The organism is Lysinibacillus zambalensis (assembly GCF_040183165.1).
Lineage (GTDB): Bacteria > Bacillota > Bacilli > Bacillales_A > Planococcaceae > Lysinibacillus > Lysinibacillus zambalensis.
In genome coordinates, this window is the sequence record NZ_JBEGDG010000022.1 from 52,762 (window position 1) to 77,623 (window position 24,862).

Consider the following 24,862-nt stretch of genomic DNA (forward strand, 5'->3'; position numbering starts at 1 on the left):
ATATTGTGTATATATCGTCCATTTATAGGGTAATAGATTGTGAAGGAGCAGGATTTATATGACTAAATTATATGAAGAAGTTACATTTCAAGAATTCGTCTTGTTCATTAAAATCTATAGCAAACAGATAGAAGAAAATATAAATATCTATCTTAATCTAGAACCTTCTATTTCTGAGTCAGATCGAAAAAGGACTATGATGCTGTTGGATTCGTTTATTCTCCTGTTAACTCATATTGATATTGAAGAAATAAATGAAGAATATGAAAGTTATTTAGATACGTGGCTTCAGTCACAATTATCCACTATAGATATGAAAAGCTTTAACCTGTTTCAATTAATGTTTGAGAAGTCCTTGATTACCTTTATGATGCAACAGAAGCATAGCCGAATGAACGCAATAGTCATGTTTTTACTATCGATTTTCACTTCTCTTGTTCAATGTTATAACACATGTGAGAAAAAGGATAAGACACATTCTGAATCACAAGAAAGTTCGGAACTGAAAAACCTCCTATTGTTAGATCGATTAAATAAGTTATTGATTCGTTGTTCCGGTTATCAAGATTTAGCCTATATATTAAAAAAATGTGAAGAATATTTTCACTATAAAAGATGTGTCTTTTATGCATATGTTCCATGGTCAAATCAATTTTACGGAGTTATTGGAGCGGAGCTTTCAAAAGTACAGAGTATGAAGGGGCAGTTGACTGAACAAGATTTAGTCTTTAGCTCAAAGAAACCAATTTATTTAAAAGATCCTAAAAATTATGTAAAAGAAGAGCATATCAACTTATTTAATTTGTCCTCGGTTATCTTTATACCGATTATTCATGAAGATCAATTGTTTGGGTGGCTTACATTTGATCAGCTAGGAGAAGAATTTGATTGCACGAAAGATGAATTACAGTTACTTGAACAAGTTGGGAAACGCTTAGGGTTATTTTTATCAAGAAAAGGTGAAAAGAAAACCTCTGAGTTTCACTTAACGGAAAGGGAATCTATGATTTTGGGCTTATTAGCGGAAGGGTATGACAATAAAAAAATAGGAAGCCTACTGTTTTTAAGCGAGCACACAGTAAGAGATTATGTAAGTAGCTTAATGACTAAGCTAAAAGCAAAAAATCGCACACAGGTTGTCGCTTCCGCCTTTCGATTAGGGTTGTTGAATTAACTCTGAATTATTTAAGGTTCATCACCAAAATTTGTGGATGATTTTTTTTAAAACGTCTACTTTGTAAATAAGTTGATTGGAGTGGAGGCTGGGCGACTCCTTTTGGATTAGCAATAGAGGAACGAAGGCTAAAATCATCACATCCTGTGATAACGCCTTCGTGACCAACATCGTGTTGACCCGAGACCCTGGAGCGAGCAAAAAGGGGAACGAAGGCTAAGAGCATCACGTCCTGTGATAACGCCTTCGTAACCAACTTCATGTTGGGCCCAAGCGGCTCATCGGACGCCCCCAGGAAAGCGCCCAGTCGGAACGGAAATCAACCACACGTTTTGGTGATGATCCTAAATTAGGGGTACCAGTTTGTTAGAGAATATAAGGAAATGTTTTTAGGGGTGCAATAAAAACAAAGTAGAAGGAGCGCGCTATGTAGCTTTCCTCCGCAAATTAAGTATTGTAATAAAACATTATTTACGAATATTACAAGTGAAAGGATTTAAGCTTACATGATTGTAATGTAATTGAAAGCCAATACGATAGAGTGTAATACATTATTTTGCGAGAATGTATATAGAAGCAAGAACAAGAAGCGGAGGAATACAAAATGAATGAAAAATTAGAAGGCGTATATGAGGAATTTAATCGTTACATATACCACTTATGTTTAAAACTTACTCGCAATACTGTAGAAGCTGAAGATTTAATGCAAGAAGTATGGGTAAAGGTTGTACGCTATGAGAATAGCGTTGCCGAGGTGGAGCATATTAAAGCTTGGCTTACAACAATTACAATGAATACATTTAGAGATCGCTATCGTAAAACAACACGACGTAGTAAATACATGATGAACCAACCTGAAACATTAGACGTACCGATATTAGATTTGGTTCCCAATAATGACATTTCAACTGAAGAAAAAATAGAAAAAGATATTGTTACTCAATTAGTACAAGATAAAATGGGCGAACTAGATGGAATCTATCGTAAAACTTTATGGTATTTCTACATAGACCAATATTCACTTGCTGAAATCTCTACAATTATGAAAGTTTCCATTGGTACTGTGAAATCTCGTTTATTCCGTGCGAAAGCTCGTTTGAAAGAAATGCTAATGGCCGATGTAGCTATCGTAGAGTCAGTGCTACCAGCATGATGAAATGCATTGGTCGCACTAGCAGTATTACTTAGACGGAAGTATTCGTTCGGCCAATCCCAAAAAAGATGCATTGCAAAATTACTTTGCGATGCATCTTTTTTTGATGGGGATTTTGATTGATGGAAGAAATTAAAGTCACTCACTTAAATGCAAGGCTAAATGAATTTCTAAATAATGTGCTGGGTTGTGTAGATCTCGATTTAACAATTGCTCGATTTTTTCGAGTCGATGATATAGCGTATTTTGGTGAATGTGTAAGGTGGAAGCCGTTTTCGAAATGGAACGATCTTGATGAGTGTAACAACGAAGTGTTGTCAGTAAAGTTTCATCCTTTAGCTTGTATAACGGAGCGAGTATATCATGGACAAATTGTCCAAGCTCTTCTTCGCTTTGCTTGCTGAACAGTCGATTAATACCTAAATCCTCATAACCGAAAATGGTTACTGCCTCTTCTTTTTGTGTGTGGCGCAGAGCTTGTCGGAGTGCTTGTTTACTTTCTTCTGCACTTTGAGCGACCATTAGTAAGTGATCATGTACATCTCCAATGCCTATTGCCACCTGTTGATGATAAAACTGGACCCAACTAATGATGGCCTGCGTTAATTGTTGTTTTATTTTTTGGCGAAAGGCTGTATCTCCTTGTAGTGTCCAAACGACCGTTTCGCGTTTTGTAAATATAAAATGTTGATCTTTGAAATACTGCTGCACATGTTGAATAAATTGCATACTATTTTTGTGGGAAAATTGTTTTAGCTTAAATTTCACGACGAATGTTGGTTTCTTAATATCAAGTCCTAATTCATCATAACGAGAATCAACGAGGGGGGCGCGTCCAGAAATAAGTTGTTGGAAAAGCTCAAAACGTTCTTTAAAAATCGTTTGTCCAGCTGCCTGTATTTGTAATGATTTTAACGTTAAGCTCATCGCCGCATTTTCAATAATCATACGTTGCTGACTCGTTAATTTCTCCAATTGTTGAATAATTAAATAACCGAATGTTTCTTTTTCATTTCCAATAGGGAAGACATAGCCGATATCAATTAATTGGTCCTTTTTAATGGCTGAGAGCTTGTTCATTTCTGCTAGCTGTAAAAATGTTTTACGATCTGCTAAATTTACATATTGAACGTCTAATTGTAATAATTCCTTCGTTGTTTGAATGATTTTTAGTTCTTGCACATTTTGCAGGGAAAGTTTAAGAAAGATTTGATGAATGTCGTGTTGCTTTATAAAGTAAGCATTTAACCGTTCTATTTCTTCATAAGCTTCCGCATTTCTTATAGCAACGGCAGCCTGCGATGCGAAGCTTTCTAGGAGTCTTAAATCACTTTGTTGAAAAGCACGTTTATTCGTATATTGATGGACAATCATAATACCAAGCTTTCTTTCATGAAAGGTAATCGGAACAGCCATCGATGTATTATTCTCGATTCTTCCCAAATGTGCAGCTTCCATTAATGCGTCTAGATTAAGCTTTGTGACGTTGCTCATAATCTCTAATGTTTCTTGGTAGTTGTAAATGCCCGATACACCTGTTTGGAATGTATAGCCTGCCATTCCCTCGCCTAATTGAGGAGCGTAATCAAAAATACGCTCTGTTACACCCGCACTAGCTACCGTATATAAACGCTCCATTTCAGGATTGAATAACATTAAAAATCCACGGTCAATGACTGGAATTGCTAAAATGGCAAAATCCATAATCGTTTGTAATAGCGTTTTTATTTTCAACGTTGAGTTCATAGCGCCCATGAGCTGTATAATAGCTAACTTTTGCTCGCGTTGCCGTATAAGGGTTTTCTGATAAAAGGTCTTTTCTAGCTGCCAAACTAAAAATTTCTCATCATAATCTGTAAAGTCTCCAAAGATAATACCTTGGACAATGCACTCATTTGGCTCCGGTATGTATAACATTGCACTGAAGCGTTGCTGTTTTTTATTCCAATGTACTCCTTTTAAATTAGGTTGTATTTCACAAGGTCGCCCATAAAATAAAGACCATTCCTTTGTTGCACCATAAATATAAAAGCTACAATTGTCGTCGTTCAATATAAGTTCTGTATGCTTCTCTAGAAACACTGTTATTTCGACTCCTTTCCTTTCATTTCGGAATTTATTCTAATGAAACTTTATAAACATTGTAAGATATTCTAATGATTTCGTCCTTTATTTTTCTTAATATTTAGATAATTATTGAGGGGGTGGAGGTATGAATGTCGAACTAAAAAACCGCAGTCATTTGATTTTAGGCGTTTTATTCTTTGGATGGATGGTTTCATACATTGATAGAACTGCTATTAGCCTAGCTTTAATCAATATTGGAAATGACCTATCTTTAACAGCTACGGAACTAGGATTTGTTTTAAGTGCCTTCTTCTTTGGCTATGCTGCTATGCAAATTCCTGGAGGATGGTTAACGGATAAGTATGGAACGAAGAAATTATTAATTGGTGCCGTTATTTTTTGGTCCATTTTCACAGCGTTTACAGGGTTAGCTTGGTCACTCACTTCATTGCTCTTCATTCGATTTTTATTTGGTATTGGAGAAGGCGGATATCCTGCCGCAAGTACAAAAGCAATTTCTATTTATTTTCATAAAGAACAACGTACAAATGCTCAAACGACGATGATGTCATCCAATATGATCGGTGGTGCCGTCGCTCCTATTATTTGTGCACCGCTATTATTGGCAATGGATTGGCGCAATGTATTTTTCTTAATTTCGGGTCTAGGTCTTATTTTTGTAATCGCTCTTTTATGGAGTACTAAACATGCACAAACATTTACGTCAGAGGAGCGAAAGGAAAAAGAAGAGAAGGGCTCTTTTGGCAAAGTATTAAAAAATACGTATTTAATGCGTGTACTTCTTATTTTCTTCTTTATGAATATTGCAAACTGGGGCTTAAATACCTGGATGCCAACCTATTTAATGAAAGTGCATGGTCTTGATTTGAAAAATGTCGGCTTCATCGCGGCCATACCAGCGATTTTTGGAATGGTTGGTATGATTGTAAGTGGGCGTATCATCTCAAAGTTAGGAGGGCGTTCGAAATATGGCGTAATTTTCGGAGCGGCCGTGCTGGCTGTTTGTTTATATCTCATGGCTACAGCCGGCTCTGCAGCAATAGCTATTACGTATCAGTCAATCGCCTTTATATTTGTAGCTTTTATGGCCTCTTTCATATTTACAACGCCACATCGTGTTGTCAATCAGCAAAATGTTGGGACAGCTTTTGGCCTCGTCAATTTTGGTGGACAAGCAGCGGGGATTATTTCGCCAACAATTATGGGGTATTTAATTAATGCATCGGGTGGTTCCTTTAAAACATCGTTTATATTTTTAGCCATTATGTGTGTCATTGCGGCTGTAATCGCTATTACTTTACCAGTTAACCATCAGCAACAAACAACTATAAAATCTGTGGAGGGATACGAACTGTGAAACAACAACTATTTGAGTGGATGCAAGAAAATGAAGAAACGTTTAGTCATATGGCAAAGCAAATTTGGGAAAATCCTCAGTTAGGCTATGAAGAGATATTTGCGTCTTCGCTGCAACAAGAAGCTCTAAAAAAAGAAGGGTTTGAAATTGTTACGCCGATTGGCGATGTACAAACTGCCTTTTATGCACAGTGGGGTTCAGGGAGTCCAATCATCGGATTTTTAGGAGAGTTTGATGCACTTCCAGGGTTATCGCAGCAAGTCAGTTCGTCATATTCTCCAGTGGAGGAGGGGGCAGCTGGGCATGGCTGCGGCCACAATTTATTAGGAACGGCTGGGGTAGAAGCTGTAGTTGCCTTAAAAGAATTGATGACGCTCCATAATATACAGGGAACGATCCGCTATTATGGTTGTCCTGCGGAGGAATTGTTATCTGGAAAATCGTATATGGCACGTGCTGGTGTTTTTGATGACTTAGATGTTGTCTATACGTGGCATCCATGGACGTTCAACGTGACAGCGAACTTTTCTATGCAAGCACTCACTGCTATTGAATTTTATTTTTCAGGTCGGACAGCACATGCTGCTAGTGCGCCGCATTTAGGGAGAAGTGCGCTTGATGCTGTTGAAATCACGAATATCGGAGCCAATTATTTACGCGAGCATGTACCAGACGGATCTCGAATTCATTATCAAATTACAAATGGTGGCTTAGCACCAAATATTGTTCCAGATAAAGCGAGTGTCTATTATTACCTACGCGGAGCAAATCGTGATGCTGTCAAAGATTTAGAACGCAGACTCATTAAGGTGGCGAAAGGGGCAGCGATGATGACAGAAACAGAAGTACATTGGGAGCTGAAGGCAGGGTGTTATGATACATTACCGAACCTCACATTAAATGAGCAAATGTTGGCGCAATGGAACGAGCTATCGCCATTATCCTTTACAGAGGCCGAGCTTACTTTTGCAAAGGAGCTACAGGCTTCATTAGATCCTTCTGTTCTTGCAGGTACCGCCCAGCAATCATTTGTACCAAATGAAATAAGTAAGGAGGTATTGGTGGAGCAAGTATTTCATTTGCCACAAACTTTTCGCCAATCCATGCAAGGTTCTAGCGATTTAGGGGACGTTTCGTGGATTGCGCCCCTTGGTCAGGTATTGACAACTTGTGCTCCATATGGGGTCCAAGTGCATACTTGGCAAGCAACCGCTGCTTTTGGATCTTCACTCGGCATGAAAGGAATGCATTATGCGGCAAAAGCAATGGCAGGAGCTGCGCTGGATTCCTTACTAAATCCTGATGTAATTAAAAAAGCGAAGGGGGAATTTGAGAATTTAAAAGCTGGGAAACAGTATGAATGCGGTATTCCAGAAGAAGTGAAAGCGCCAAATCTAGTTTAGTGAGATGAATGCGGATTCCGGATGTAATTATGCCGAGGCATAAATGAGATAAAGCTTTAGGGTGAGGAGAAATCTTCACCCTTTTAATGATGTACAAACGAAAGGGGAAGGGGAGGTTACTAAAAAATTGAGCTAACAGAAAAACACCGTAAAAAGTTAGATGCTCGTCTAACTTTTTACGGTGTGAAAATGAAGTGTTTACTCATATCGATTAGTTTCAGCGTTGAGTAATTTCGAAAAAATATTACGTAATGTTTGGACTTCCTCAGCTGACAGCATACCAAACATATTTTGTATAAGTTCGTTAACTTGCTGACGGGACTCTTCTAAAATATCTTCGCCATCAGCTGTAATTTTCAATTGAGAAGCTCGTCGATCTGTTGCATGCTGTGTTTTTTCAATAAAGCCAGCATTAATGAGCTTAGTTGTTAAAACAGTGACACCACCTGTTGTCACTTTTAACCGATCAGCAATGGCAGAAGGGCGCTTTGGTCCCTCCTGCGATAAGTAGTCTAAAATTAAAATATGGGATTTTGAAAAGCCGAGTACATTATGATTATTCCACTCGTTTGCCCACTTACGCTCAATGGAAGATACTACTTCAAACAAAGAGGTAATGGCTATTTGTTTTTCTTGATCCATATAAGGTCAACTCCAAAACTGTTTTAACTTTCTTGTGCTAATCTTGTCATCGCGTTTAACTCATAGGCACGGACTTTGCGTGGAATAAAACGGCGAATGTCCATCTCATTGTACCCAACTTGAATACGTTTTTCATCAATTAAGATTGGGCTTCGTAACATTCTTGGATGAGCTTGGATGATGGCAAACAACTCTTGGATAGAGAGCTGATCAATATCAATATTTAAATTTTTAAAATCATTTGAGTTAGTAGCAATAATTTCATCTGTTCCATCTTCTGTCATGCTTAAAATCTCTTTAAATTCAGCAAGTGTTAGTGGATGTGATGTAATACGTTTTTCTTTATATTCGATGTTGTGATCTTTTAACCATTTTAATGCTTTTCTGGATGAAGAACAGCTCGCTTGTGTGTAAATTGTAACTGTCATTCTTCATTCCCCGCTTTCTTTTTTAGGATTATATTTAATATATATCTTATTAGTAAGTTAAATAGGTTATACATATATCTTACTAGTAAGCTATATATAAATCAATATTTATTTTTAAAAATTTAACTAGAAATAACATTTTTTTTATTACACTAAAATATACGCACAAAAGAGCGAAAAGTTTCGCGAATTAAGCTTACAATGATGTAAGTTTTGCTAAGCCTTAACAATAGATGCTCATAGAATGAAGAGAGCAGTTTTAATAGAGAGAGAAATAGTCTGATTTATAGATAATAGATATATTGTTTATCCACTCATTATTTTTATGATTGGATGCAGGTTTTTATGCATAAATAAATAATTTTTTTTGTTCTTTGGGTAGGGGGCGGAATGTTCATGTAGGTAACAGCTCGGATAACTAGTAAGTCTATTCAGGTTACTTTATAAAAAAATCAAAAAAGCTTAAGCCAATTTAAACTTTCGATTGTCTATAAAGGGTAGGAAAAAAGAAGAGAGGGGAAACTACAATTATACGATTAGTGAAAAAAGCTCAAAAAGGGAATGACGAAGCCTTTTTAACGCTTTTTCAGCAATATGAGGTAGAAATTTATCGAGTGGCTTATGTATATGTCAAAAACAAAGAAGATGCTTTAGACGTCGTTCAAGAAGTAGCATATCAATCATTTAAAAAGATAGATACATTGAACAACCCAGAATATTTTAAAACCTGGCTGATGAAAATTACGATGAACAGTGCAATCAATTTAATTAAAAAAATAGTAAGGTGGTTTTAATAAGACCAGAATACGAGGAGTTCATTGAAACCGAAGAAGAAGATATTCCTCTTTCTTTATCATTACAAGACTTGATAGATGGTTTGGAGGTGGATGAAAAGAGTGTCGTACTTTTAAGGTTTTATCAAAATCATACCTTTAAAGAAATTGCCGAGTTGTTAGATATGCCGTTAGGAACCGCAAAATCGGTTTTATATAGAGCTATAAAGAAACTTAGAAATAAATACTTTGAAGGAGATCGTATGAATGAGTAATAAAATAAAACAAGAGGTTGAAAAAATTGATATCCCAAAAGAACTTCATAAGAGGAGTGAAATGGGCATTTTAAAAGCGAAGAATGAAAGGCAAAGAAGTAGAAAAAGCAAAAATGTGAAAGGTGTCGTTGTAGCTGCTAGTTTACTTGTATCTATTGGAATATTATCTTTAGTTAATAATGATGTTGTTCAAAATAATACAACACCTGATTCTGAACAACATACGGTTGATGTCACTGAATCAGCAACGGACAGCATACGTACGGTTGATATTCAAGCTAATTATATTGGGTATGAAACGGCTGATGAGCTCAGCCAAGGTGCAGATATTATTCTCGTCGCATCCCCTATAGATGACTTTACTAACCGTGTACATCAATCGACGAAGTATGAAGACGGCACGCTTCAAGACTTTTATACGCTAACAAAACTAAACATCGAGCGCATAATTAAGCAACCTGAAGGAATAAACATCGGCTCACAAATGGAAGTGATTGAACCGGTTGGTATTATCACGGAAGCTGACAAACAACAAACAAAAGTTACAACAGATGGATACCGCGAGCTGAAGCAAGGCAGACGCTATATCATGTTCCTGAAGAACAACGGTATGGGCGGCTATAGTATTATCAATATGAACAATGGTAAGTTCAACCTAGATGGCGGCGATGCACAGGACATTCCAACAAACAAAGATGAGAAAGTGTTCAAAGAAAGGCTGAAGAAAGATATTCTATTAAAATTCAACGTGAAATAATCCACTAAGCCCAGTATGAGTTTCAAGAAAAAAAAAGAAGGCAGCTCCGAATGATCAAAAAAATCATAGCGGAAGCGGCCCTCATTAATACTATTTTTAGTTTTGTTGTCCTGAAGTAAACCAGTCTTGGACATTCCAAACTTTTGTCGCTAAACCTTCATAGAAATCAGGTTCATGGCTTACTAATACGATTGTGCCTTTAAATTCTTTCATGGCACGCTTTAGTTCGTCTTTTGCATCGACATCCAAGTGGTTTGTCGGTTCGTCAAATAAAAGCCAGTTTGCTTCATCCATCATGAGCTTACATAAACGTACCTTTGCTTGCTCACCACCAGATAAAGAATTAAGTGGGCGAGTAATATGATCCGTTTTTAGTCCTGCGCGTGCTAATGCTGCACGTACTTGTGCTTGCTCCATAGAAGGGAAGGCATTCCACACATCATCAATAGGTGTAATTTTTTCAGCTTTTACTTCTTGTTCGAAGTAAGATGGGTAAAGATAGTCACCACGAATCACTTTTCCATCTAGCGGATTTATTTTGCCTAACATCGTTTTTAATAATGTTGATTTACCGACACCATTCATACCGACTAGAGCAATTTTTTCCCCACGTTCAATAGCAAATGTAAGTGGAGGAAGTAATGGCTTGTCTTTGTCGTATCCAATGACTAAGTTTTCAGCCTCTACTACATAACGACCAGAAGAACGTGCCTCTTTAAAGCCGAATTCAGGCTTTACAGCTGTTTCAGGACGGTCGATACGCTCTAAGCGGTCAAGCTGCTTGGAGCGAGATTTTGCACGACCAGTAGTTGAGTAGCGCGCTTTATTTTTCGCAATAAAATCTTCTTGTTTTTTAATGAATTCCTGTTGTTTTTCATAAGCATCGATATGCTGACGTTTATTGATTTCAGCAAGCTCTAAAAACTTTTCATATGTCGCCGTATAGCGAGTTAATTTTGAAAACTCTAGTTGGAAAATAACATCCACCGTTTCATTCATAAACTCTGTATCATGCGAAATTAATAAGAAAGCGTGTGGATAGTTCTTTAAATAGTTTTTCAACCATGTAATATGCTCTTCATCAAGATAGTTTGTCGGCTCATCTAGTAATAATACTTTTGGTTTTTCAAGTAATAGCTTAGCTAGTAATACCTTTGTACGTTGTCCACCAGAAAGAGCAGCGACATCACGGTCCAAGCCGATTGCATCAAGACCAAGACCACGTGCAACCTCATCAATCTTCATATCAAGAGAATAGAAATCCCCTGCATCCAGAGCATCTTGCACCTCAGCCATTTGCTCTAGTAATTCTTCTAATTCTTCTGGTGTCGCTTCAGCCATTTTCCCTGTAATTTCATTAAGCTCTTCTTCTTTTTTGTATAAAGGAAGGAAGGCGTCACGTAGTGCATCACGCATAGTGCGGCCAGCTGTCAGTACTGTATGCTGATCTAAATAGCCGTAATGTGTTCCTGGAAGCCATTCAACTTTACCAGTATCGTGGATTGCTTGACCCGTAATGATGCCCATTAATGTTGACTTACCAACACCGTTTGCACCTACTAGACCAATATGATCACCTTCAACTAGACGAAAAGAGACATCTTTAAAAAGCGTGCGGTCACCGAATGAATGACCTAAATTTTCAACTGTTAATATTGCCATATATGTTCCTCCGGGATAGCGGCCTAAGCTTTTTTATGACCGCCAATATCATTTTTATAGTTCTGCTAATTGTTTATTTAACTCTGCTAGCGTTGCTTCCATATTTGCAAGGCGTTGCTCTGCTTTTGCTACTTGATCATTATGACCTGTAGATTCAAGCTTCTCAATGTCGCCTTGTAAATTCATATAATCCATTTTTAGCTCTTTAATTTGATATTCAATATCACTTTTTGATGGCATGATAATTGCTCCTTTATGTGTTTAGTTGTATAACGAATGCGTGTAAAAGCGATGGAGGTTTTTATCCCCCACCGCTTATTAGTTACTATCAATCGGGTACTTATGTTGCTTGAATCCACTTCTGTAATTAAAGATGAAATTCTTCTATATTGTATCATATCCACCTTCAAAGAATCACTAAGTAGAAGCTATATTATGTCGATCGTAAGCGAAATCTAAAAGTAAGGACTGTAGTGCTTCATTGTTACTTGCAAGATTGAGCTGTCGTTGTTTTTTAACAGCCCGTTCACTTCGAGCCTCATGTAATAAAAATTCCATGACAGCGTTTTGAATTTGTGATTGTTTCATTTTGCGACCAAGTCCAAGGTGAATGAAGCCATTATGTTCGCGAGGGAAGGCATGTAATAGTTCAGCCTCAGTTTGTGCAAGTGTAATACAAGGTACACCATAAGAGGCAATTTTATATGGTGTATAGTTAGCATTACAAATAATAACATCTGCTTTTGGTAATAGTTTTAGGAGTGCGTTTTTATCACGAAGAATGGCAGTGTTACGACGACTAAGTACCATCATTTGCAAATCATCTGTTGCATGTCGATAGCTATCATCTATCATCACTGTAATTTGTAGTGGGATTTGTAGCTGCGTTAAGTGTCGAAGAGTACGGTAGGTTAAGTTATGCTCGTCCCCATCCTCAAAAGCAACAACGATATGAGGTGGGTTTTCGGGTATTTTATTATCTGGTCGATCCTCAAAATTTTGATAGGCTTCTGGTAATGCAAAATTGAAGCTCCCACCAATATAATGAGAGGGTAAATAATCTTTAACTTCTTGATAGAGTGCTAGCAATACACAGTCACAGGCTTGACCACCCTCACCTAAATCATCAAAATGGATGATTGATTTGCAGAACGGTCGTAAATTTTGTACTTGCCAGCTTTCAGAGTTACGGCCATCTCTTACAATTAAATCTGGCTGAATACCTTTCATTTGCTTGGGTAGTTCATCGAAATGTTCAAATAAAATTGGCGAGAGATTGTCATTCATTAAAATTTGAATCCCATCATTTGAAGGGGTCTTTACAAATATGAAAACTTGTTCATTTGCAAGTAGCTTTGCTAGCGTTGCAACCCGTTCAAAAGGATACAGCCCTTTATCAATACAGCTTTCAATAATGAAGACAATCGTCTTATTTAGTTCCATTGGTTGAGTTTCGTTTTGCAAATGTATCCCATCCTTTCATCCGTCTATTTAAATTATGGTGAATGTTGGGCAAGTATGTGTAAAAAATTAGGATTCGATAAATTATAGCTCTAATTAGTTTTTCAAACTTCTACAAATTTAATGAGTAAGAGCTCCTTTTTTGACCGATAAATAAAGTAGAGTTTGCGAGAAAGTACATATAGGATTGTTTCAGTTTTATTAGCAAAAATAGAAGCTTTGTTCCGGCAATATGGTTTCTGGAGCAAATGAGCTTAGAAGGGGGTACAACTAATGGGAATGCGCGCAGCGATTGTTGTAGGAGCTACTGGATTAACAGGTACCTCTCTTGTAGAACAATTATGTGAAAATGATGAATATGTTTCAGTTACGGTGATTGCACGAAGAGCGCCAGCATTTACGCATCCAAAGCTAGAAGTGAAAATTCGTAATTTAGATACTTTAGAGGAAAAAGATATCGAACTTGCAAATGAGCTTTATTGTTGTTTAGGAACAACAATAAAAAAGGCAGGATCTCGTGAGCAATTCGAAAAAGTTGATTTTGAATATCCACTAACGATTGCCTCGTTAGCCAAAAAACGGGGAATCCCACATATGCTAGTCATTACAGCAATGGGGGCAAATGAAAAATCTCCATTTTACTATAATCGAGTAAAAGGAAAGCTTGAACACGATCTTATGGAGCTAGGCTTACAAAGACTTTCTATTATTCGCCCATCTTTATTGGTTGGAGAGAGAGAAGAGTTTCGCTTAGGTGAAAAGGCAGGAGAGAAGGTTTTAAAGCTAGCAAAACCACTATTAGTTGGACCATTAAAACGTTCAAGAGCTATAGAAGCTTCCCAAGTTGCGAAGGCGATGATCGTTATTGCACTGTACGGCAATAAACAGCCGGTTACCATTTATCCATCACAGGAGTTGGCTCAGTTAGATTTTCCCGAAACGCAGAATGAGGACGTTTCAAGAGAAAATATATTTAATTGGAAGAAACGCAAATTATCGAGTATCAGCGATGAAGAAGATAAAGTAAATCAAGAAGTCGTGATTAATCGAGATAAATATAAAATAGAGGAAACAGTTGTAGATAAAGAGGTAAATTTCCAACATCGTAGGGATAAATAAAGGTTCATCATCAAAGATTGGGAATTATTTTTTAAAATGTATTCAATGCAGACAAAGCTGATCTTCGTTACGACTGGGCGACTACTCAGGGATCAGCGCAAAGCGAATACCCGCGGAAGTGAGGTGAATACCCGCGGAAGCGAGGTGAATACCCGCGGAAGCGAGGTGAATACCCGCGGAAGTGAGGTGGATACCCGCGGAAGCAGGGTGAATACCCGCGGAAGTGAGGTGGATACCCGCGGAAGTGAGGTGGATACCCGCGGAAGTGAGGTGGATACCCGCGGAAGCAGGGTGAATACCCGCGGAAGCAAGGTGAATACCCGCGGAAGCAGGGTGAATACCCGCGGAAGCAAGGTGAATACCCGCGGAAGCGAGGCGAATACCCGCGGAAGCAAGGTGAATACCCGCGGAAGCAGAGTGAATACCCGAGGAAGCAAGGTGAATACCCGCGGAAGCGAAGCGAACACCCGCGGAAGCAAGGTGAATACCCGCGGAAGCAGAGTGAATACCTGCGGAAGCAGGGTGAATACCCGCGGAAGTGAGGCGAATACCCGCGGAAGCAAGGTGAATACCCGCGGAAGCAGGGTGAATACCCGCGGAAGCAAGGCGAATACCCGCGGAAGCGAAGCGAACACCCGCGGAAGCAAGGCGAATACCCGCGGAAGCGTGAATACCCGCGGAAGCAAGGCGAATACCCGCGGAAGCAAGGCGAATACCCGCGGAAGCGTGAATACCCGCGGAAGCAAGGCGAATACCCGCGAAAGCAAGGCAAATACCCGCAAGTAGCGACAGCAACAACGAAGCGCATGGGCGGAACGGAAATCAACCCCACTTTATGGCCAAATATTATTTTAATAACAAGTAATCGCCATACCAATGTCTTTTTTCTGAAGCGATATTTCTTGTGTAGACCACATTCCGCCTAAAGACTGAATTTACGGTTTTATTTACTACAATTCTTTTCGTGCCTCTTTTCATTTGTTACAATATCATTGTAGAAGTTGAATGTGGAGGCAAAAAGAAAATGAAAATATTACTCGTTGATGGCACGATGTTTGGTCGTAAAACTGGTGCTATTTTAGAGCAAGTGGAGCATTATATTAAAGAATTAGATGCTAGTTTCGAATTAGAAATTATGCATTTTAGTCAATATAAGCATCAAATTGTAGATGGTTCACCGTTAAATGATGACATGAAGGAAATGATTCAAAAGTTTGAGGAAGCGGATGCGTATATTATCGCTACACCGATTTTCCAAGCATCTATTCCGGGCGTTTTGAAAAATGCATTTGATTTCTTGCATCCAAAAACAATGCGCTATAAGCCAGTATCTATCGTGGCCAATGGTGGCACATATCAACACCATTTAGTAGTAGAAAATCAGTTAAAGCCAATTTTAGACTACTTCCGTGCACTTGTGACTCCGAACTATGTATATACACACACATCTCATTTTGATGCAGATAATAATATTGTAGACGAAGATGTTCATAATCGCTTACGTGAATTGGCTCGTGTTTTTGTGCAATATTGTGAAATGAGCAAAACATTGCCGAAAGAACCGATCGACCAACATTAATAAGATATTTATCCCTTGTGCGGTGGAAGGAAATCACTGTGCAGGGGATTTTTCTTTTCAAGTATCCTCTCGCGATGTGATAAAATATAATTTTAGTGAATCGGAAGGGAGGGATGCTCATGCAGGACATCGCTGTACTAGAAAAACAACGCTGTAATCTCATATTGACGAATAAGGCGAAGGAAGCGGTAGAGGAATGCTCAGCAAATGAGCATGCCTTTTTTGCCTTACAAAAAGCATTTACCGTCTATATCGAAAAGCGCAAAGCTAAAACAATTGGTGAGACGTTTTTATCGATTTATTTTAATGCAGAGCAAAATGAAAAGTTAACGGACGTCCTTGCTGAGAAAACAGCCATTATGGATTGTGTGCTAAAGGTTGAAGGGTTGCTAGCTACAAATCTTCGTTTTGTACATATGCGAGGCCCCATCAATACAAATCGACGCTTACCAGCAGCATTACAATTTGTCACAAGACCTAATAATGGAGCAGGGATTCCGCTTGATCTTCATACAAAAATAAGAGGGCTACCAATAGCCGAAGAGCGCACGGAATATGTGAAAAAGCGTATTTCGAGCTGGGAAGGCTTTTTAAAAATTCAAGAACGTGATGCGACCGTTGATGACATTCATACAGAATTTAAGCAAAGCTATTATAATGAAGATTTTACTAGGCTTACAATAGTCTGCCCTTATATAAAATCGAAGGAATGGAAGAAGCTTGAAGGGTTAAGTGTGAACATTCAAGGAGTGCGCGGTGAAATTGGACAAGTATTAAAGTCTAATGCAGGGAAGCAGACAATAGAAATTGACTTAAAGCCTTTTGTGCAAGATTTAGCACGTAAAGGTCAGCTGAACCTTCGTTCGAAGCAAGCGAGCTTTAGTAATTTTGCGACATTGAGTCAAATTAGACGATTACGCAATGGTTTTACAAAGCTAGAAAAGGGCGAGGCCGTTAACCCTAATTTAGAAACTATACTATTTGAAAAGCGTCCAACAGTTCGAACATCTAAGCTACGAGAAGATATTGTTTTTCACAATAATTTAAACGAGTATCAGCGACGAGCTGTTTTAGGCGCATTGTCTGTTGAAGATTTGTTTGTCATTCAAGGACCTCCTGGCACAGGGAAAACAACCGTTATTTCTGAAATTTGTCAGCAAAATGTGAAGGCTGGTTTAAAAACACTTGTAGCTTCACAATCAAATCTAGCCGTGGACAATGCATTAGGTCGACTTCTTTCTAATCAAGAAATTCGAATTTTACGCTATGGTAGAACGGAAAGCATTGAAGAAGAAGGGAAAAAATTTATTGAGGAAAATGTTGCGCTTCAGTGGCGTGAGCAAACTCTCGCAGCAATTGAAGAGGAAATCATAGCCTTTACAGAACGTGAACAGGAACTAAAATCTAGTATTACCAAGGCTGAAGAAGAGCTAGAAAAGCTTGAGGCGTGGCTTGAGGAGCTAACAAAGGAAATAGCTGCAAAAGAACAGGCTGCAATTGACGAGCCCATTTTACAGCAAGAAATACAAGCGTTAAAAAAAGAGTTAAAGGCTGCAAAAACCGAGCAGCAGGAGAACGAGGCACATAAAGAGCATTACGAAAAACAGCTGGCGCAAATCGAGCCTGCTGTAAAGACGCTCGAGCAGACTCTTGCTGAAAGTCCGTCAATCGAGCAGCTGAAGCTTACTATAGAAGAAACTACTCAAAAGATGGAGCAATTGGAAGCGGCTGCTCAATATAAGGAGTTGCAAGAGCAAAAGCAGCATCTAGCAGTGCAATTCAAAGATATCCAATTGAAATATGAAGAGGAAAATAATCGCCTTCGATTAATGAAGGAAGCCGAAAAATATATCGGTAATTTAACATCCTATGAGCGAATCGAACGATTTTTACAGCACTATCAAATTCGCCCATCTTATGTGCTGTCACAGCAAATAAGTCGTTTACAGCATTTAGAGGATGCAAAAGATTTAGACGCATGGGCAACTATCAATTCCCGTCTACAAAAGGCGATCGCAAAGCTTGAGGCGTTAGTATCGGATGAAGAAAAAGAGCGAGCCCTTGCTAAAAGCAAATTGCAGCCTGTTCAATCGTTTTCGTTACAAAATCTAACAGGTGTTTTTGCCCAGCTCAATACAGCATTTCAAGATGATCAAACACCATCTACCGAGCAACTTGTGAGTTTTTTGCTCGGTTTATATATGCGTCGTGATTTTGTTTGGCAAAAAGGTGTAGCGCTGAAGCAACAACAAGACCATAAAAATCAGGAATTTGAGTCTTTACGTAAAGGTATTGGCGGCTTAATACATCAAGAATGCGCGATTACTAGCTTTGACGTTCAAAGCATACAGCGACAATTGCAGCCGTATTTACAGCATACAGAACGACTTCAGCAGCTAGCTGAGACCTTTCAAATGGATACTGAACCAGAAGAGTCTGTAGAGCATTTAAAAATACTTGTATCGCAAGAGAAATCTTCTCTTCAAATAGCACGTCAACAGCTGGAGGCAGTCGAGCAGGCTAATACACAGCTTCTACCAAAGAAAGCGGCACTTCAAACAGCGCAGACTAGCCTACAAGAGATTGAACAGCAGCTCACACAATTAGAGGAAAATATAAAAGAAATTAATATAGCTGGATTAAAGAAAGAGAAGCAGCTCACAGCTTGCACGAAACTCTTACAATCAACACCGGAGCGTACATCCGAGGAAGTAGAGGAAGCAATTGCATCCTCCAAAGTAGCGATAGTGGAATTACAGCGCAAGGAGAAGCAGCTTCCTCTTCGAAAAAAATTACAAGAGCAATGGCGTGACAAGCTGCAAAATGCTACTGAATATGATTTAGATGAAATTCGAAAATTATATGTGCGTCACGCGAATGTTATTGGTACAACATGTGTGGCTTCAGCAAGTAAGGAATTTATGGAGAACTATCCGACATTTGATGTTGTCATTATTGATGAAGTATCAAAGGCCACACCACCAGAACTATTATTGCCAATGCTGAAAGGTAAGAAAATTATTTTAGTGGGCGATCATCATCAGCTACCTCCATTACTTGGAGATGATACGTTGGAGGAAACGTTAAAGGCGATGCTCGATGAAAATCCAAACTTTGATGGCGCGCAAGAATTAAAAAATTTACTGCGTGAATCGTTGTTTGAACGTTTATTTAATAACTTACCGCAAACGCATAAGCAAATGCTGGCACTGCAGTACCGAATGCATGAGAAAATTATGCACAGTATTACACCGTTTTACGCGAAAGAGGAAAATGGCTTGCAATGTGGTTTACCAGATTCAGATGCAGCGCGAGACCATTGCTTAGAAGGACAATTTGTTAACCGGGATGATCATTTGCTGTGGGTCGATATTCCAACTGAAAAACCTTATTTAGAGGAGCAGGTAAAGGGCGGAACGAGTCGTTATAATGAAGGTGAATTACAAACTATTCGACGCATTTTAACTGATTTGAATAAGGCTGTTATCGAAGCTAAAGCAGCCGGACGCATGCCTCAGGATGCACAAAAAAGCGTTGGGGTTATTAGCTTCTACGGGGAGCAAGTTAAGAAAATTAATCGCCTTCTGCAACAGGAATTACAGCTACCACATCTTCAATTTAGAACTGGGACAGTCGATAAGTTCCAAGGAATGGAGATGGACGTCATATTAGTGAGTATGGTCCGTAATACACCTAAAGGGGGAGACGTTGGCTTTGCAAAAGATTACCGACGCTTAAACGTTGCCTTATCTCGTGCCCGTGAGCTATTACTACTTGTCGGCAGTGCTGAAATGTTTACTAAACGTGCGAAGCATCAGGATACACGAGAGATGTACAGCAGTCTGTTAGATACAGTGAAATCTTATAACGGCTTACGTAATCATGAAGGACAGGTGATGTAGATTGTCAAAACTGCAGCAGCGCTTAATGCGTGAACTCCAGCAAAATCGAAATATTAAAATCGTCAAAACCGATGAATGGTGCATCCCGATTCGAACAGTAGAAGTAACTTATGAGCCCGTTCGTCGTTCCACTATGGATGTCTTGATGACTATGCTGTTAATCAGCATACAAGAAGCGGATTTTGCAAGTGCACAAGATTTAAGTGAGTTATTGCTCGTCGATCCATTATTTATTGAGGATTTAGTATCATTAATGTCTCGAGTAAGTCTTATTGAGCAAGAGGAAGGCTTTTATCGATTAACAACTAAAGGACAGCAGCAACTGGAACGTGGCATCTTCGAGGAGGAGCTAGATGTAGAAATGGCTAACCTTTACTATAGCCCATGCCATCTTGCATTTCTTGCTGTCGATGAGGGCAATATCGAAGAATATGATGATCTACCAGAACTCTATCGTTATGTGGATGAAGAGGCTGAGAAGCAGGAGCAATTCGACGAAGCTATGTTAATAGAAGCGTTACAGCAAGAGGATAACGAAGAAGCTAGCGTTGGAGCTTCACAAAAAATAGTTTCAAAAATTGTTCAAACCGACGCTAAACAAATTAATGATAGCCCGTGCCTCGAATTTGTCCTACACGATAAAGAACAAGATATTATGTTCGTTCGTGTATGGAATGCGCTGTTAAACCAATGGGATCCACATCTAGAACAACAGCTCACAGAAAAAGAACAACTAGAGTGGCGTAAGAAATATTTATAAAACAAAAACGAACGTGTCAAGCGTTCGTTTTTTTGTGCTTTTTTAGGTAGTTGGGCGATAAATTCAAAAAGTAAGGCGATAAAATGGTAAAAGACCTCTATAAATTTTTAAGCTCGCATATATTATTACAAAAAAAGGAGGGGACCGATGTTTACGATTAGTTTATGTATGATTGTCAAAAATGAAGAATGTATTATTGAAAGATGCTTAGATTCCGTTCAACATTTAGTGGATGAAATCAATATTATTGATACAGGCTCAACTGATCGTACAAAAGATATCGTCCGAAGCTATACCTCTCGAATTTTCGACTTTACCTGGTGTGATGACTTTGCGAAAGCCCGTAACTTTTCCTTTCAGCAAGCTACGAAAGATTTTATTTTATGGCTCGATGCAGATGATGTAATCACAACAGAACATCAGCGGAAATTTCTACAACTTAAGCAATCGCTATATCATCCTAACGTCGATGCTGTTTCCATGGATTATTATGTAACGCTCGATGCAGATGGCTGTGTAGAATCAAGTGAAAAAAGATTTCGTCTCGTAAAACGTGATCGTAATTTTCAGTGGCAGGGTGCCGTCCGTGAGTATTTAGATGTAATAGGCCAGCTCTATCATAGCGATATAGCCGTTACACATTTGCCAAGAAAAATTGATATTCATCGCAATATTAATATTTATGAGCGTTTAAAGAAAGACGGGCACCCATTTTCAGCTAGAGAAACATTTCATTACGCAAATGAACTAAAATTGCATCAACGATTTTTAGAAGCGATCAATCACTATACTAGTTTCCTTGATTCTACAAAAGGTACTGCTGACGAACATATCGAAGCTTGCTTAAATTTAGCGGATTGCTACCAACAGCTAAATGATGCAAAACAAGCAACTCAAGCTATTTTACAATCATTATTATATGATCGACCAAGACCAGAAACATGCTGTCGAATCGGTCATTTTTTTATGGAGCAAATGAAAAATAAAGAGGCTATTTACTGGTATTCACAAGCATTACAGCAGCCTATAGAACAAACAATGGGCACTCTAAAGCATGCTTATTCCACATGGCATCCGCATTTCCAGTTAAGTTTGTTATACAATCGCTTGCGTCTCTTTGAAAATGCACATCAGCATAATGAGGAAGCACGTAAATATAAGCCAAAAGATCAGCGCATACTAGATAACCGAACATACTTGTTAACTCAGTTAAAGAAGTAAGATCGTCATGGGAACGGAACATCAATAAAATTAATATATATACCGTAACCAATTAACATCGATACAAAAACAACGATCGTCATAAAAATCACATTCCGAGGTCTGAAAGTTCGAGCATCCATTCATTTATCCCCTTTCAAATTTGTGAACATTCTGTTAACTCAACATATGTTTTAAGAGTTTGAGTATGCAGTTCATCGAAAACATTTTTTTGAAACATAGAAAAAGCAAACTCACAATTAGCGTGAATTTGCTTTTTTACCTTTTTCAGCGGATGTCTAAACACCTGCTGACTATGATTGACATTAAGTAGATGGTTCTAAAGCAATTGATGCCGCGAACTTATGGTATATTAGACATTACATAGTTAGTAAAGGAGTACGAATATATGGTTAAAAGTGTAGTTATTGCTGAAAAACCTTCAGTTGCACGTGATATAGCAAATGTCTTGAAATGTAATAAAAAAGGGAATGGGTTTTTAGAAGGTGACAAATATATAGTTACTTGGGCATTAGGGCATTTAGTGACGTTAGCTGATCCAGAAGCCTACGATAATAAATATAAAACATGGAATTTAGAAGATCTTCCGATGTTGCCAGAACGAATGAAGCTAGTCGTTATGAAGCAAACGGGCAAGCAGTATAATGCGGTCAAATCACAGTTAACTCGTAATGATGTAAATGAAATCATTGTCGCTACTGATGCTGGGCGTGAAGGTGAATTAGTTGCTCGATGGATTATTGACAAAGCAAATGTGAAAAAGCCAATTAAACGTTTATGGATTTCATCTGTTACAGATAAAGCGATTAAAGAAGGATTTGCAAATTTAAAACCGGGTAAAAACTACGATAATTTATATGCTGCTGCGGTTGCTCGTTCTGAAGCGGATTGGTATATCGGATTAAACGCGACACGTGCTTTAACGACAAGATTTAATGCACAGCTAAATTGTGGCCGTGTTCAAACGCCAACAGTTGCAATTATTGCTGCACGCGAAGATGAAATTAAAAACTTCAAACCACAAACGTATTATGGTATTGAAGCACAAACAGATTCATTAAAGCTTACATGGCAAGATGCAAATGGTAATTCACGTAGCTTCAATAAAGAGAAAATTGACGCTATTGTTAAAGCGCTAGGCAATCAAGATGCAAAAGTTGCTTCAGTTGATCGCAAGCCTAAAAAATCATTTGCCCCAGGTCTTTATGATCTAACAGAATTACAACGAGATGCCAATAAATTATTTGGTTATTCTGCTAAAGAAACATTAAATATTATGCAAAAGCTATATGAATCTCATAAAGTTCTGACATACCCTCGTACAGATTCTCGCTACTTATCATCTGATATTGTCGGCACATTACCTGAGCGTCTAAAAGCGTGTGGTATCGGTGAATATCGTACATTCGCGAATAAAATTTTAACAAAGCCGATCAAAGCGAATAAATCATTTGTAGATGACAGTAAAGTGTCCGATCACCATGCCATTATTCCAACTGAGGGCTATGTGAATTTTTCTGCATTCAATGATAAAGAGCGTAAAATTTATGATTTAGTAGTAAAACGATTTTTAGCTGTATTATTCCCAGCACAAGAATATGAGCAATTAACTGTACAAGCTCAAATTGGACATGAGAAATTTATTGCCAAAGGGAAAACGGTTATAAATGCTGGCTGGAAAGAAGTATACCAAAATCGTTTTGATGATGATGAATCGACGGATGATGTAAAAGAGCAATTACTTCCTCGTTTAGAGCAAGGACAAATGCTAAAGACAAAGCTAATTGCCCAAACATCTGGTCAAACAAAGCCACCAGCGCGTTTTACAGAGGCAACATTACTATCTGCTATGGAAAATCCTACGAAGTATATGGAAACGAACGATAAGAAACTTGTGGATACATTGAAATCGACTGGTGGATTAGGGACAGTCGCAACACGTGCAGATATTATTGAAAAACTGTTTAATTCATTCTTAATCGAAAAACGTGGCGGCAAAGAAATTTACATTACATCCAAAGGTCGTCAATTACTTGACTTAGTGCCTGAAGAATTACGTTCTCCTGCGACAACAGCCGAGTGGGAGCAAAAGCTTGAGCTCATTTCAAAAGGTAAGTTGAAAAAAGATGTATTCATCAATGAAATGAAAAAGCACACGCAAGAAATAGTCGCTGAAATTAAAGGAAGCGATAAAAAATACAAGCATGACAATATTTCAACAAAGTCCTGTCCGGATTGTGGCAAGCCAATGCTTGAAGTTAACGGTAAAAAAGGTAAAATGCTTGTCTGCCAAGATCGTGAATGTGGTCATCGTAAAAACGTATCACGTGTTACAAACGCACGATGCCCGCAATGTAAGAAAAAGCTAGAGCTTCGTGGTGAAGGTGATGGCCAAATTTTCGTATGTAAATGTGGTTATCGTGAAAAATTATCTGCATTTGAAGCCCGTCGTAAAAAAGAAGGTGGCGGCAAAGTAGATAAACGTAGCGTGCAAAAATACATGAAGCAGCAAGAAAAAGAAGCTGAACCGATTAATAATGCGTTCGCAGATTTATTAAAAGGGATGAAGTTTGATTAGCAGTATAAGACAGATTGTTATTTAAGAGGTTGAGACAAAGCTTCAATTAAATAATATGCAGCCCAGAAAGTTTTACGGACAGTAAAATTTTCTGGGCTTTATACTTGAACATAATAAAAAGAAAGGGGGCGATGGTTGTGTTCTAGCTTATCTTGTTGATTTTTTTGAAGTACTGTTAAATAGGAAGTTTCTTAATGAAATAAAAAAAAATAATTTTTTTAAGAAAAAGTGTTGACCTTTTTATATTAAGAGAGTAATATTATACGAGTCGCTAAGATAACTTCTGAAAAACAATTAAGTTAAATAAATTAGTTGTTGACATCGAGTTTGTGACATGATATTATATAAAAGTTGCTGCTGAGAAAACAGTGACGTAATGAACCTTGAAAACTGAACAAGCAAAACGTAATCAATAAAGTTTTTAGTAACTAACCTCGAGTTAGTGAACGAAACAAAATTTTGGACATCAAACATGATGCCAGCAAAACAATTTGAGCTTATCAAATTTCTTTTTATGGAGAGTTTGATCC

At 38.2% G+C, this 24,862-nt stretch carries 18 protein-coding genes and 1 pseudogene; 12 read left to right on the forward strand and 7 right to left on the reverse strand.

The window, feature by feature from the left end; genetic code table 11:
- Positions 1–58: 58 nt before the first annotated feature.
- Positions 59–1,174 carry a LuxR C-terminal-related transcriptional regulator gene (locus ABNX05_RS21370; RefSeq protein ID WP_349661565.1) on the forward strand — a complete coding sequence of 372 codons (1,116 nt, stop codon included), beginning with the start codon at positions 59–61 and terminating at the stop codon, positions 1,172–1,174.
- A 7-nt stretch (positions 1,175–1,181) separates the two neighbouring features.
- On the opposite strand, the gene ABNX05_RS21375 is transcribed toward ABNX05_RS21370, so the two are convergent.
- Positions 1,182–1,436 (reverse strand): hypothetical protein, encoded by a 255-nt coding sequence (locus ABNX05_RS21375; RefSeq protein ID WP_349661566.1) that lies wholly within the window; start codon positions 1,434–1,436, stop codon positions 1,182–1,184.
- Positions 1,437–1,778: 342 nt separating this feature from the next.
- Here ABNX05_RS21375 and ABNX05_RS21380 point away from each other — a divergent pair, with 342 nt between their 5' ends.
- Positions 1,779–2,327 (forward strand): RNA polymerase sigma factor, encoded by a 549-nt coding sequence (locus ABNX05_RS21380; RefSeq protein WP_349661567.1) that lies wholly within the window; start codon positions 1,779–1,781, stop codon positions 2,325–2,327.
- Between the two features lie 138 nt (positions 2,328–2,465).
- On the opposite strand, the gene ABNX05_RS21385 is transcribed toward ABNX05_RS21380, so the two are convergent.
- Positions 2,466–4,409, reverse strand: coding sequence for a helix-turn-helix domain-containing protein (locus ABNX05_RS21385; protein WP_349661568.1), 1,944 nt, complete (start codon positions 4,407–4,409; stop codon positions 2,466–2,468).
- Positions 4,410–4,539: 130 nt separating this feature from the next.
- On the opposite strand from ABNX05_RS21385, the gene ABNX05_RS21390 reads away from it, so the two are divergent.
- Positions 4,540–5,772 (forward strand): MFS transporter, encoded by a 1,233-nt coding sequence (locus ABNX05_RS21390; RefSeq protein ID WP_349661569.1) that lies wholly within the window; start codon positions 4,540–4,542, stop codon positions 5,770–5,772.
- Positions 5,769–7,175 (forward strand): amidohydrolase, encoded by a 1,407-nt coding sequence (locus tag ABNX05_RS21395; RefSeq protein ID WP_349661570.1) that lies wholly within the window; start codon positions 5,769–5,771, stop codon positions 7,173–7,175. Before ABNX05_RS21390 ends, ABNX05_RS21395 begins: the two co-directional genes overlap by 4 nt.
- Positions 7,176–7,373: 198 nt before the next feature.
- Here ABNX05_RS21395 and ABNX05_RS21400 read toward each other — a convergent pair whose 3' ends face one another.
- Both ABNX05_RS21400 and spx read right to left on the reverse strand, forming a co-directional pair.
- Entirely contained in the window at positions 7,374–7,817 is a 444-nt protein-coding gene (locus tag ABNX05_RS21400; RefSeq protein ID WP_349661571.1) for a MarR family winged helix-turn-helix transcriptional regulator, read from the reverse strand.
- 23 nt (positions 7,818–7,840) lie between these two features.
- On the reverse strand, positions 7,841–8,245 hold the full coding sequence (gene spx, locus ABNX05_RS21405) for a transcriptional regulator Spx (protein WP_079563727.1): 405 nt from the start codon (positions 8,243–8,245) through the stop codon (positions 7,841–7,843).
- A 539-nt stretch (positions 8,246–8,784) separates the two neighbouring features.
- Between spx and ABNX05_RS21410 the strand changes: the two are divergent.
- A pseudogene (locus ABNX05_RS21410) lies at positions 8,785–9,293 on the forward strand (sigma-70 family RNA polymerase sigma factor).
- Positions 9,286–10,050, forward strand: coding sequence for a hypothetical protein (locus tag ABNX05_RS21415; RefSeq protein WP_349661572.1), 765 nt, complete (start codon positions 9,286–9,288; stop codon positions 10,048–10,050). The pseudogene ABNX05_RS21410 and the gene ABNX05_RS21415 overlap by 8 nt, the downstream one beginning before the upstream one ends.
- Before the next feature lie 96 nt (positions 10,051–10,146).
- Here ABNX05_RS21415 and ABNX05_RS21420 read toward each other — a convergent pair whose 3' ends face one another.
- From ABNX05_RS21420 to ABNX05_RS21430, 3 genes are all read right to left on the reverse strand, one after another.
- A complete protein-coding gene (locus ABNX05_RS21420) occupies positions 10,147–11,712 on the reverse strand; it encodes an ABC-F family ATP-binding cassette domain-containing protein (RefSeq protein ID WP_349661573.1) in 1,566 nt (521 codons plus the stop codon).
- Between the two features lie 54 nt (positions 11,713–11,766).
- Positions 11,767–11,952, reverse strand: a complete 186-nt coding sequence (locus ABNX05_RS21425) for an SE1832 family protein (RefSeq protein ID WP_285397488.1) — start codon at positions 11,950–11,952, stop codon at positions 11,767–11,769.
- 177 nt (positions 11,953–12,129) lie between these two features.
- Entirely contained in the window at positions 12,130–13,176 is a 1,047-nt protein-coding gene (locus ABNX05_RS21430) for a PseG/SpsG family protein (protein WP_349661574.1), read from the reverse strand.
- A gap of 270 nt (positions 13,177–13,446) precedes the next feature.
- Between ABNX05_RS21430 and ABNX05_RS21435 the strand changes: the two genes are divergently transcribed.
- The 6 genes from ABNX05_RS21435 (at position 13,447) to ABNX05_RS21460 (ending at position 24,332) form a co-directional block, all read left to right on the forward strand.
- Positions 13,447–14,292, forward strand: coding sequence for an NAD(P)H-binding protein (locus tag ABNX05_RS21435; protein WP_349661575.1), 846 nt, complete (start codon positions 13,447–13,449; stop codon positions 14,290–14,292).
- A gap of 1,024 nt (positions 14,293–15,316) precedes the next feature.
- On the forward strand, positions 15,317–15,871 hold the full coding sequence (locus ABNX05_RS21440; protein WP_349661576.1) for an NADPH-dependent FMN reductase: 555 nt from the start codon (positions 15,317–15,319) through the stop codon (positions 15,869–15,871).
- A gap of 119 nt (positions 15,872–15,990) precedes the next feature.
- Positions 15,991–19,773 carry a DEAD/DEAH box helicase gene (locus ABNX05_RS21445; protein WP_349661577.1) on the forward strand — a complete coding sequence of 1,261 codons (3,783 nt, stop codon included), beginning with the start codon at positions 15,991–15,993 and terminating at the stop codon, positions 19,771–19,773.
- Position 19,774: 1 nt separating this feature from the next.
- Positions 19,775–20,533 (forward strand): hypothetical protein, encoded by a 759-nt coding sequence (locus tag ABNX05_RS21450; protein WP_349661578.1) that lies wholly within the window; start codon positions 19,775–19,777, stop codon positions 20,531–20,533.
- A 147-nt stretch (positions 20,534–20,680) separates the two neighbouring features.
- Complete coding sequence (locus ABNX05_RS21455) at positions 20,681–21,754, forward strand: glycosyltransferase (RefSeq protein ID WP_349661579.1); 1,074 nt, start codon at positions 20,681–20,683, stop codon at positions 21,752–21,754.
- Between the two features lie 388 nt (positions 21,755–22,142).
- Positions 22,143–24,332 (forward strand): DNA topoisomerase III, encoded by a 2,190-nt coding sequence (locus tag ABNX05_RS21460; protein WP_349661580.1) that lies wholly within the window; start codon positions 22,143–22,145, stop codon positions 24,330–24,332.
- Positions 24,333–24,862: the final 530 nt, after the last annotated feature.

Coding starts and splice junctions, on each gene's coding strand:
- ABNX05_RS21370 (WP_349661565.1), top strand. CDS start 59: ATGACTAAATTATATGAAGAAGTTACATTTCAAGAATTCGTCTTGTTC.
- ABNX05_RS21390 (WP_349661569.1), top strand. CDS start 4,540: ATGAATGTCGAACTAAAAAACCGCAGTCATTTGATTTTAGGCGTTTTA.
- ABNX05_RS21400 (WP_349661571.1), bottom strand. CDS start 7,817: ATGGATCAAGAAAAACAAATAGCCATTACCTCTTTGTTTGAAGTAGTA.
- ABNX05_RS21420 (WP_349661573.1), bottom strand. CDS start 11,712: ATGGCAATATTAACAGTTGAAAATTTAGGTCATTCATTCGGTGACCGC.
- ABNX05_RS21380 (WP_349661567.1), top strand. CDS start 1,779: ATGAATGAAAAATTAGAAGGCGTATATGAGGAATTTAATCGTTACATA.
- ABNX05_RS21445 (WP_349661577.1), top strand. CDS start 15,991: ATGCAGGACATCGCTGTACTAGAAAAACAACGCTGTAATCTCATATTG.
- ABNX05_RS21375 (WP_349661566.1), bottom strand. CDS start 1,436: ATGAAGTTGGTTACGAAGGCGTTATCACAGGACGTGATGCTCTTAGCC.
- ABNX05_RS21425 (WP_285397488.1), bottom strand. CDS start 11,952: ATGCCATCAAAAAGTGATATTGAATATCAAATTAAAGAGCTAAAAATG.
- ABNX05_RS21455 (WP_349661579.1), top strand. CDS start 20,681: ATGTTTACGATTAGTTTATGTATGATTGTCAAAAATGAAGAATGTATT.
- ABNX05_RS21440 (WP_349661576.1), top strand. CDS start 15,317: ATGAAAATATTACTCGTTGATGGCACGATGTTTGGTCGTAAAACTGGT.
- ABNX05_RS21415 (WP_349661572.1), top strand. CDS start 9,286: ATGAGTAATAAAATAAAACAAGAGGTTGAAAAAATTGATATCCCAAAA.
- spx (WP_079563727.1), bottom strand. CDS start 8,245: ATGACAGTTACAATTTACACACAAGCGAGCTGTTCTTCATCCAGAAAA.
- ABNX05_RS21460 (WP_349661580.1), top strand. CDS start 22,143: ATGGTTAAAAGTGTAGTTATTGCTGAAAAACCTTCAGTTGCACGTGAT.
- ABNX05_RS21435 (WP_349661575.1), top strand. CDS start 13,447: ATGGGAATGCGCGCAGCGATTGTTGTAGGAGCTACTGGATTAACAGGT.